Source organism: Nitrospira marina, assembly GCF_059568365.1.
Window position 1 is genome coordinate 4,681,480 of sequence record NZ_JCANTH010000001.1, and the last position, 7,726, is coordinate 4,689,205.

The following is a 7,726-nucleotide window of genomic DNA, read 5'->3' on the forward strand; positions in this document are numbered from 1 at the left end:
CTATGTACGATTTTATTATAAATTTTTCTTACCTCGTTGCGTCCGTCCTGTTCATTTTTGGTCTGAAGGGGCTTACCCATCCTCGAACAGCAGTTCGCGGAAATATCCTGGGTGCCTGTGGAATGCTGCTGGCCGTGGTCGTGACCCTCACTGATCGACACATTGTCAGTTATGAGTACATTATTTTGGGAATGGTAGTGGGTGGTGCCATTGGCGCGGTGTTGGCGATGCGCATAGAGATGACCTCTATGCCAGAGATGGTCGCCCTTTTGAACGGATTTGGTGGCGCGGCCTCAATTTTTGTGGCTGGAGCCGCCTTGATTGAAGGTTCTTCCTTAACGGATTCACCTATTTTTCAATTAACGATTGCCACAGCGGCCTCAGGATTAATCGGGGCCGTGACGTTTTGGGGTAGCCTGGTTGCCTTTGGAAAGCTGAAGGGGCTGATTTCCGAAAATGCGATTTTGTTTTCCGGTCAACAAGTGATTAATTCTATCTTGGCCCTATTGGTGCTTGGGTTAAGCATTGGGGTGGTTTTAAGTCCTGAGAACTTCTCGCTATATTGGTTGTTGGTGGGGGTGGCATCTGTGTTAGGAATTTTGCTAGTGCTTCCTATTGGTGGTGCGGATATGCCTGTGGTGGTGGCGTTATTAAACTCCTATTCGGGGTTAGCTGCCGCGGCAACAGGTTTTGTGCTTTCCAATAATGTCCTCATCATTACCGGTTCACTGGTTGGTGCGTCCGGGATCATTCTGACCCATATTATGTGTAAAGCCATGAACCGATCGTTGACCAATGTCTTGTTTGGAGTGATGGGGCCTTCAGGTGAGGGTGGACAAACCGCTGATGAAGTGTATGGGGGAAAAGTTAAGTCGGCATCTCCTGAGGAAGTCGCGTTGCTGTTTGATGCGGCGCGCCGAGTGGTAATTGTTCCTGGCTATGGAATGGCCGTATCCCAAGCTCAACATCCGGTCGCCAGCCTGGCCGCTCTTCTGGAGAGCCGTGGGACCACCGTAGAATATGGTATCCATCCTGTGGCAGGAAGAATGCCAGGCCATATGAATGTCCTTATGGCTGAGGCTGATGTTCCCTATGATGCGCTGAAAGATATGGATGAGATCAACCAAACCATTGATCAGGTGGATGTTGTCCTAGTTATTGGTGCCAACGATGTGGTGAACCCATTGGCCAGGACTGATCCAAGTAGTCCAATTGCGGGAATGCCCATCATTGATGTGGATAAGGCAAAAATCGTTGTGGTAATAAAACGTAGTTTAAGCCCTGGATTTGCTGGAATTCCCAATCCACTATTCGCCTTGGATAACTCATTAATGTTATTTGGAGATGGCAAAAAGATGGTATTGGATATGATTGCTGCATTAAAAGACTCATAGTGATCATTTTAAGATACCATATATAAAAACTTTAGTACTTTGATTTTAAAGGCAAATTTATAAAGTAATGAATTAATATCGTCTTGCATAGGCAAACAACTCATGATAAAGTGCCAGACTCGGAAGCAAAAGCGTAAAATTGTAAAATGTTGATTTAATCTTTAGTTTGAGGGAAACGTGGAAGTACGAGTTATCAATAACAACGTTGAAAAAGCATTGAAAGTCGCTAAGAAAAAGTTAGCGGCAGAGGGTTTATTCCGTGAATTAAAACGGCGAAGATTTTACGAAAAACCCAGCGTTAAGAAAAAGGGTAAAGAGCGTGAAGCCGCACGTCGTCGCCAAAAATGGCTTTCAAAGAATAGAATGTTTTAGCCTTCTGGAACTAATCGACCCAACATCGCAATTTCTCCTCAATTTTTCTCACAAATTTTAATTTAATGAAAATATGAATGAGGATGACAATCTTGTCGTCCTCAGCCTGATAAAGAAGGCCATTAGGCCCTTTCCTACCCCTATCCTTCCTCACCTTGCCGAACAAGGCCGTGACTCTTTTAAAATCCTGATTGCCTGTGTTTAGAGCTTGTAAACTCGTGATCAAGTGACTGCCGAGGCTAGCAAGAGGTTATTGGTAATTTCATCTGACCTTTTTCAATGGCTAAAATGGGGTTTTGTTATTACCACTACCCCCGATGGGACAGAGCAAGCACTTCGTAGGAAGCTTTCTCGAAGGTGGTGGATTCCTCTCAATGGGATGTTGGTCCCCTTTGGTCAAAATATATGCATGCCGGTTTTGCGTAGGTGCAGTGTTTGAAATCTTGGTCAATATTTTAAAAAAAAGGTGTTTTATCCAAACGTTAATGAAAATTTTGAAATTTTTAGAATGGACTGAGTTCTATTGAAGTTGAGCTATTTGAATGGTTCCACATGAACCTAATTGTCGTTTTGAGCTCAGGGTTAGTCAAGGTAATGCCAGTATGGATATCTGAAGAGTCAAACAAAAACAGGAGCAGTTGGGCAGAGAGAAATCAATCTTATGCTCATGCTCAATGTGATTTTTCTGGTTATTGCTGGTGAATATTATTTGCATTAGGCTGGTGTTACCGTTTAATTATTTGTTACCAATTGGTACGTTTGTGAGATAGCTTAATATTTTAATTATAATTTTCAATAACTTACAAAACTTTATAAAGTTTTAAGTGGAATTTGGACATTAGAAAAGATAATGATGCCGTTACCATTTCGAATCATTTTGTTTTTTGTAAAGGATCCTCATTAAATTTTTTTATAATTTATACAATGACTTACGATATTTTCATACTGGGTGAAAAAGGTTCAAATCTTGCAATTTTTCACTTATGTTATGTATTTCCTCAAGATTATTAAAATAAAAAGTAAAATTGACCCAAATTTTAATTTTTGTAAAGGAGGTGATAGGGAGTTTTGAATTTGTATTTGTGAATTAAATCATGGACTTAATGTCCTGCACTCACTTAGGAGGTGTAAGCAATGTTTCTTTCTAGACGGCAATTCTTGAAAGTTTCAGCGGGAACAGTCGCAGCGGTCGCACTGGCCGATAAGGCCTTGGCCCTCACGGCCTTACAGCCGGTTATCGAAGTCGGAAATCCTCTCGGAGAATACCCTGACCGTTCTTGGGAGCGTGTCTATCACGACCAATATCGGTATGACAGTTCTTTTACCTGGTGTTGTTCTCCGAATGACACCCATGCGTGTCGCATCCGTGCATTTGTCCGGAACGGCGTCGTCATGCGCGTGGAGCAAAATTACGATCATCAAACCTATGAAGACCTCTATGGCAACCGCGGGACGTTTGCGCATAATCCGCGTATGTGCTTGAAGGGCTACACAATGCATCGGCGGGTGTATGGACCGTACCGGCTAAAGGGGCCCTTGATGCGGCGGGGATGGAAAGCCTGGATGGATGACGGGAGCCCGGAATTCACCCCGTCCATCATGAGCAAATATAAATTTAATGCCCGCTACCTGGATGATATGTTGCGGGTCTCCTGGGATACCGCCTTTACCTATTTAGCGAAGGCTATGATCATCATTGCAGAGCGGTATAGCGGAGAAGCGGGCGCTCGGCGATTACGGGAGCAAGGCTATCCACCGGAGATGATCGAAATGACCAAAGGGTCAGCGATTCGTGCCTTTAAGTTCCGTGCCGGTATGCCCATTCTTGGTGTTATCGGAAAAATGGGCATTACCAGGATGAATGGTGGCTGCGGGGCCTTATTGGACACCTACATTCGAAAGGTTCAACCGGATCAGGCCCAAGGGGGTCGGTACTGGTCGAACTACACCTGGCACGGTGACCAAAACCCTGCCCATCCGTTCTGGAATGGTGTCCAGGCATCAGATGTCGACATGAACGACATGCGGTTTTCGAAATTGAACACGAGCTGGGGTAAAAACTTCGTGGAAAATAAGATGCCGGAAGCGCATTGGAAACTGGAGAGCATCGAGCGGGGAGCCCGTTTGGTGGTCATCACTCCGGAATATAATCCCACAGCCTATCGGGCTGACTATTGGATGCCGGTGCGACCAGCGACTGATGGAGCTTTATTCCTGGGTGCATTGAAAATCATTTTTGACGAGAACATGTACGATTATGATTTCTGTCAATCGTATACGGACATGCCCATTTTGGTTCGGACGGATACCCTCCAATACCTGGATCCCCGTGAAGTGATTAAGGATTATGCGTTCCCGGATTTTGCCAATTCGTATTCCGGTAAAGTCCAAACCATGAAGCCTGATGTCATTGCGCGTTTGGGCGGGTTTATGGTGTGGGATCTTAATAAGAATCAAGCTGTGCCGCTTCATCGGGAATTGGTGGGCTGGCATTATCGAAAGAGTGGGATTGATTCAGCCTTGACAGGCACCTATCGGGTGCAATTGCTCAGCGGCCGGGAAGTGGACGTCATGCCGATTTTCCAAATGTATCAAGTCCATCTGCAGGACTATGATTTGGATACCGTCCATCAAATCAACCGGTGTCCGAAGGACTTGATTGTACGGTGGGCGCGGGATTCAGGGACGATTAAACCTGCGGCCATTCACAACGGTGAAGGGACAAACCATTACTTCCATCAAACCATCATTGCCCGTGGCGCGGCGATGGTCTTGATTGTGACGGGCAACGTCGGGAAGTTTGGGACCGGCCAACATACTTGGGCGGGGAACTACAAGGCCGGCATTTGGAATGCCACCCCCTGGGGAGGTGGCGGTTTAGGAACCCATACCGGAGAAAATCCGTTTAAGATTACGACGGATCCGAATGCCCATGGCAAAGAAATTCATGTCAAAGGGTATTACTACGGAGAAGAAGTGGCCTATTGGAACCATGGCGATACAGCGTTAATTGTGAATACACCAAAGTATGGTCGCCGGGTGTTTACGGGGAAAACGCACATGCCAACCCCAAGTAAATTCCGGTGGGTGGCCAACGTGAACGTGTTGAACAACGCTAAGCACCATTATGACATGGTGAAAAACGTGGATCCGCACATTGAAACTTTGGTTAATCAGGATGTGGAGATGACGTCAGATGTCAACCATAACGACATCTCGTTTGCCGTCAATACCTGGATGGAGTTTACGTATCCAGAGCATACGGCGACGGTGTCCAATCCCTGGTTCCAAGTGTGGAAGGGTGGTATTCGGCCATTGTATGACACGCGGAACGATTTGGATACGGTGGCGGGCGTCGCGGCCAAACTCAGCGAAATGACGGGTGATGGCCGGTTCCGCGATTACTTCAAATTTGTCTATGACAATCGCGTGGATGTCTATCTCCAACGGTTGTTGGATGCCAGTAGCACCGCTTATGGTTACAACGCGGATGTGATGTTGAAGTCGGAAAAGGGCTGGATGGTGATGTGCCGAACCTATCCACGGCATCCGTTCTGGGAAGAGACCAACGAGTCAAAACCTCAATGGACGCGAACGGGACGGTATGAGAATTATCGTGTGGAACCAGAAGCCATTGAATACGGGGAAAACTTCATCTCGCATCGGGAAGGGACGGAGGCCACTCCCTACTTGCCCAATGCGATCATGTCTTCCAATCCGTACGTCCGACCGGATGACTATGGGATTCCGATCACGGCCCAACATCATGACGACAAAACCGTCCGCAACATCAAGTTGCCATGGGCGGAAATTAAACGGTACTCCAATCCTCTCTGGGAGAAGGGATACCAGTTCTATTGTGTGACGCCGAAAACCCGGCATCGGGTACATAGCCAATGGTCGGTGAATGACTGGGTGCAGATGTATGAATCCAACTTTGGCGATGCCTATCGGATGGATAAGCGGACGCCAGGTGTGGGTGAACATCAAATTCATATCAATCCGCAAGCGGCCAAAGATCGCGGCATCAACGACGGGGACTATGTCTACGTCGATGGGAACCCGGTGGATCGGCCGTATCGTGGCTGGAAGCCCAGCGACCCCTATTACAAGGTGGCGCGATTGATGATCCGGGCGAAGTACAACCCGGCCTTCCCGTACCATGTCACGATGGCCAAGCATGCGCCATATGTGTCGACGGCGAAGTCGGTGAAGGGGCATGAAACCCGGCCGGATGGACGGGCGATTGCGCTGGATACCGGGTATCAATCGAACTTCCGGTATGGGGCGCAACAGTCCTTTACCCGTGACTGGTTGATGCCTATGCAGCAGTTAGATTCGCTGCCTGGCAAACATGCCGTCGGTTGGAAGTTTAAGTTTGGGTACCAGGTGGACAACCATGCGGTCAATACGGTGCCGAAGGAATGTCTGATCCGTATCACCAAGGCGGAGGACGGCGGCATCGGTGGTCGGGGACCGTGGGAACCCGTCCGGACCGGGTTCACGCCAGGCCAGGAGAATGAGTTCATGATCAAATGGCTGAAGGGTGACCATATTAAGATTAAGGTGTAGGAACGGGTTCAGGGGAACCCAAAGAAAATTATGTCTTTGGGTTTCCCCCTCGTTCACTCGGTAATTCAAACAATAGAAATGGAGGACGACAATGCCTGAAGTGTATAATTGGCACCTGGGACGAAAGATGCTGTATCCGTATGAGGAGCGGCATCCGAAATGGCAGTTCGCGTTTGTCTTTAACATCAACCGGTGTTTGGCGTGTCAAACCTGCTCGATGGCGGACAAATCGACGTGGCTGTTCAGCAAAGGGCAGAATACATGTGGTGGAAACAACGTGGAAACGAAGCCATACGGGGGCTATCCGCAGTTCTACGATGTGAAGATCACGCAGTTGATTGAGCAGGTCAATCCGGGCGGGCAGGTGTGGAATGTGCGGGTGGGCCGCAAACACCATGCGCCGTACGGAGTATTTGAAGGGATGACGATCTTTGACTCAGGGGCCAAGATCGGGCAGGCGGCCATTGGCTACATCCCGACCGACCAGGAATGGCGGTTTGTGAATATTTATGAAGATACGGCCACCTCGATGCGGGCGATACGTGGGAAGGGTGGATAAGACAGGGTTCACGAAAGAAGAGCCGTGGAAAATGCAAGGCAGCAGCTTGCCGGAGCATGAGACGTACTTCTTCTATCTGCAACGCATCTGTAACCACTGTACATATCCGGGGTGTCTGGCGGCGTGTCCGCGGAAGGCCATCTACAAGCGGCCGGAAGACGGGATTGTGTTGATCGACCAGAACCGGTGCCGGGGGTACAAGAAGTGTGTGGAGCAATGCCCCTATAAGAAGCCGATGTACCGGGCACGACGCGGGTGAGTGAGAAGTGTATAGCGTGCTATCCGCGGGTGGAAGGCAAAGACCCTTAACGGGGGGCGAGCCGATGGAGACGCGGTGTATGGCGGCGTGCGTGGGCAAGATCCGGCTGCAAGGGTTGGTGAAGGTGGGCGATGACGGGCTCTGGGCGGAAGATCGCTGGAATCCGTTGTACTATGCCATCCGGGTGGAACAAGTGGCGTTGCCCTTGTATCCGCAATGGGGCACGGAACCCAACGGGTATTACATTCCGCCGCGGCAGGCGCCGCGGGGCTACATCCGGCAGATGTTCGGGCCGGGGGTAGATAATGCGATTGAGAAGTATCTGGTGCCGAGCCGGGAGTTGTTGGCGGTGCTGCAGTTGTGGCGGGCAAGCCAACAGATCATCTTCCGGTATGACGTGATTCCGGGGCCGAAAGTGTTTGAAACCCAAATCCATGGGCGGAAGTTTGAGATGTACAACGACACGGTGTTGGGGTTCAACAAATCGGGCAAGGAAGCGGTGCGGCAGCAAGTGGAAGAGCCGATTTACATCCGCCCGGCGGAGCGGGTGAACTGGCTGTAAGCAGGTAG

The 7,726-nt window shown here is 49.0% G+C and carries 4 protein-coding genes and 1 pseudogene; all 5 read left to right on the plus strand.

The genetic code is table 11. The features are described 5' to 3' along the window. The first annotated feature begins 2 nt into the window (after positions 1–2). Positions 3–1,394, plus strand: coding sequence for an NAD(P)(+) transhydrogenase (Re/Si-specific) subunit beta (locus tag LX98_RS20215; RefSeq protein WP_496430548.1), 1,392 nt, complete (start codon positions 3–5; stop codon positions 1,392–1,394). Positions 1,395–1,571: 177 nt separating this feature from the next. Continuing rightward, the gene (rpsU, locus tag LX98_RS20220) at positions 1,572–1,766 is read left to right on the plus strand and encodes a 30S ribosomal protein S21 (RefSeq protein WP_312645163.1); all 195 of its coding nucleotides are present in this window, start codon (positions 1,572–1,574) and stop codon (positions 1,764–1,766) included. Positions 1,767–2,900: 1,134 nt separating this feature from the next. Continuing rightward, the gene (locus tag LX98_RS20225; protein WP_496430549.1) at positions 2,901–6,338 is read left to right on the plus strand and encodes a molybdopterin-dependent oxidoreductase; all 3,438 of its coding nucleotides are present in this window, start codon (positions 2,901–2,903) and stop codon (positions 6,336–6,338) included. Positions 6,339–6,429: 91 nt separating this feature from the next. After that, positions 6,430–7,191 (plus strand): annotated as a pseudogene (locus tag LX98_RS20230) (4Fe-4S dicluster domain-containing protein); the annotation flags it as partial. A gap of 44 nt (positions 7,192–7,235) precedes the next feature. After that, a complete protein-coding gene (locus LX98_RS20235) occupies positions 7,236–7,718 on the plus strand; it encodes a hypothetical protein (RefSeq protein ID WP_496430550.1) in 483 nt (160 codons plus the stop codon). Positions 7,719–7,726 lie beyond the last annotated feature (8 nt).

Coding starts and splice junctions, on each gene's coding strand:
- LX98_RS20215 (WP_496430548.1), top strand. CDS start 3: ATGTACGATTTTATTATAAATTTTTCTTACCTCGTTGCGTCCGTCCTG.
- LX98_RS20225 (WP_496430549.1), top strand. CDS start 2,901: ATGTTTCTTTCTAGACGGCAATTCTTGAAAGTTTCAGCGGGAACAGTC.
- LX98_RS20235 (WP_496430550.1), top strand. CDS start 7,236: ATGGCGGCGTGCGTGGGCAAGATCCGGCTGCAAGGGTTGGTGAAGGTG.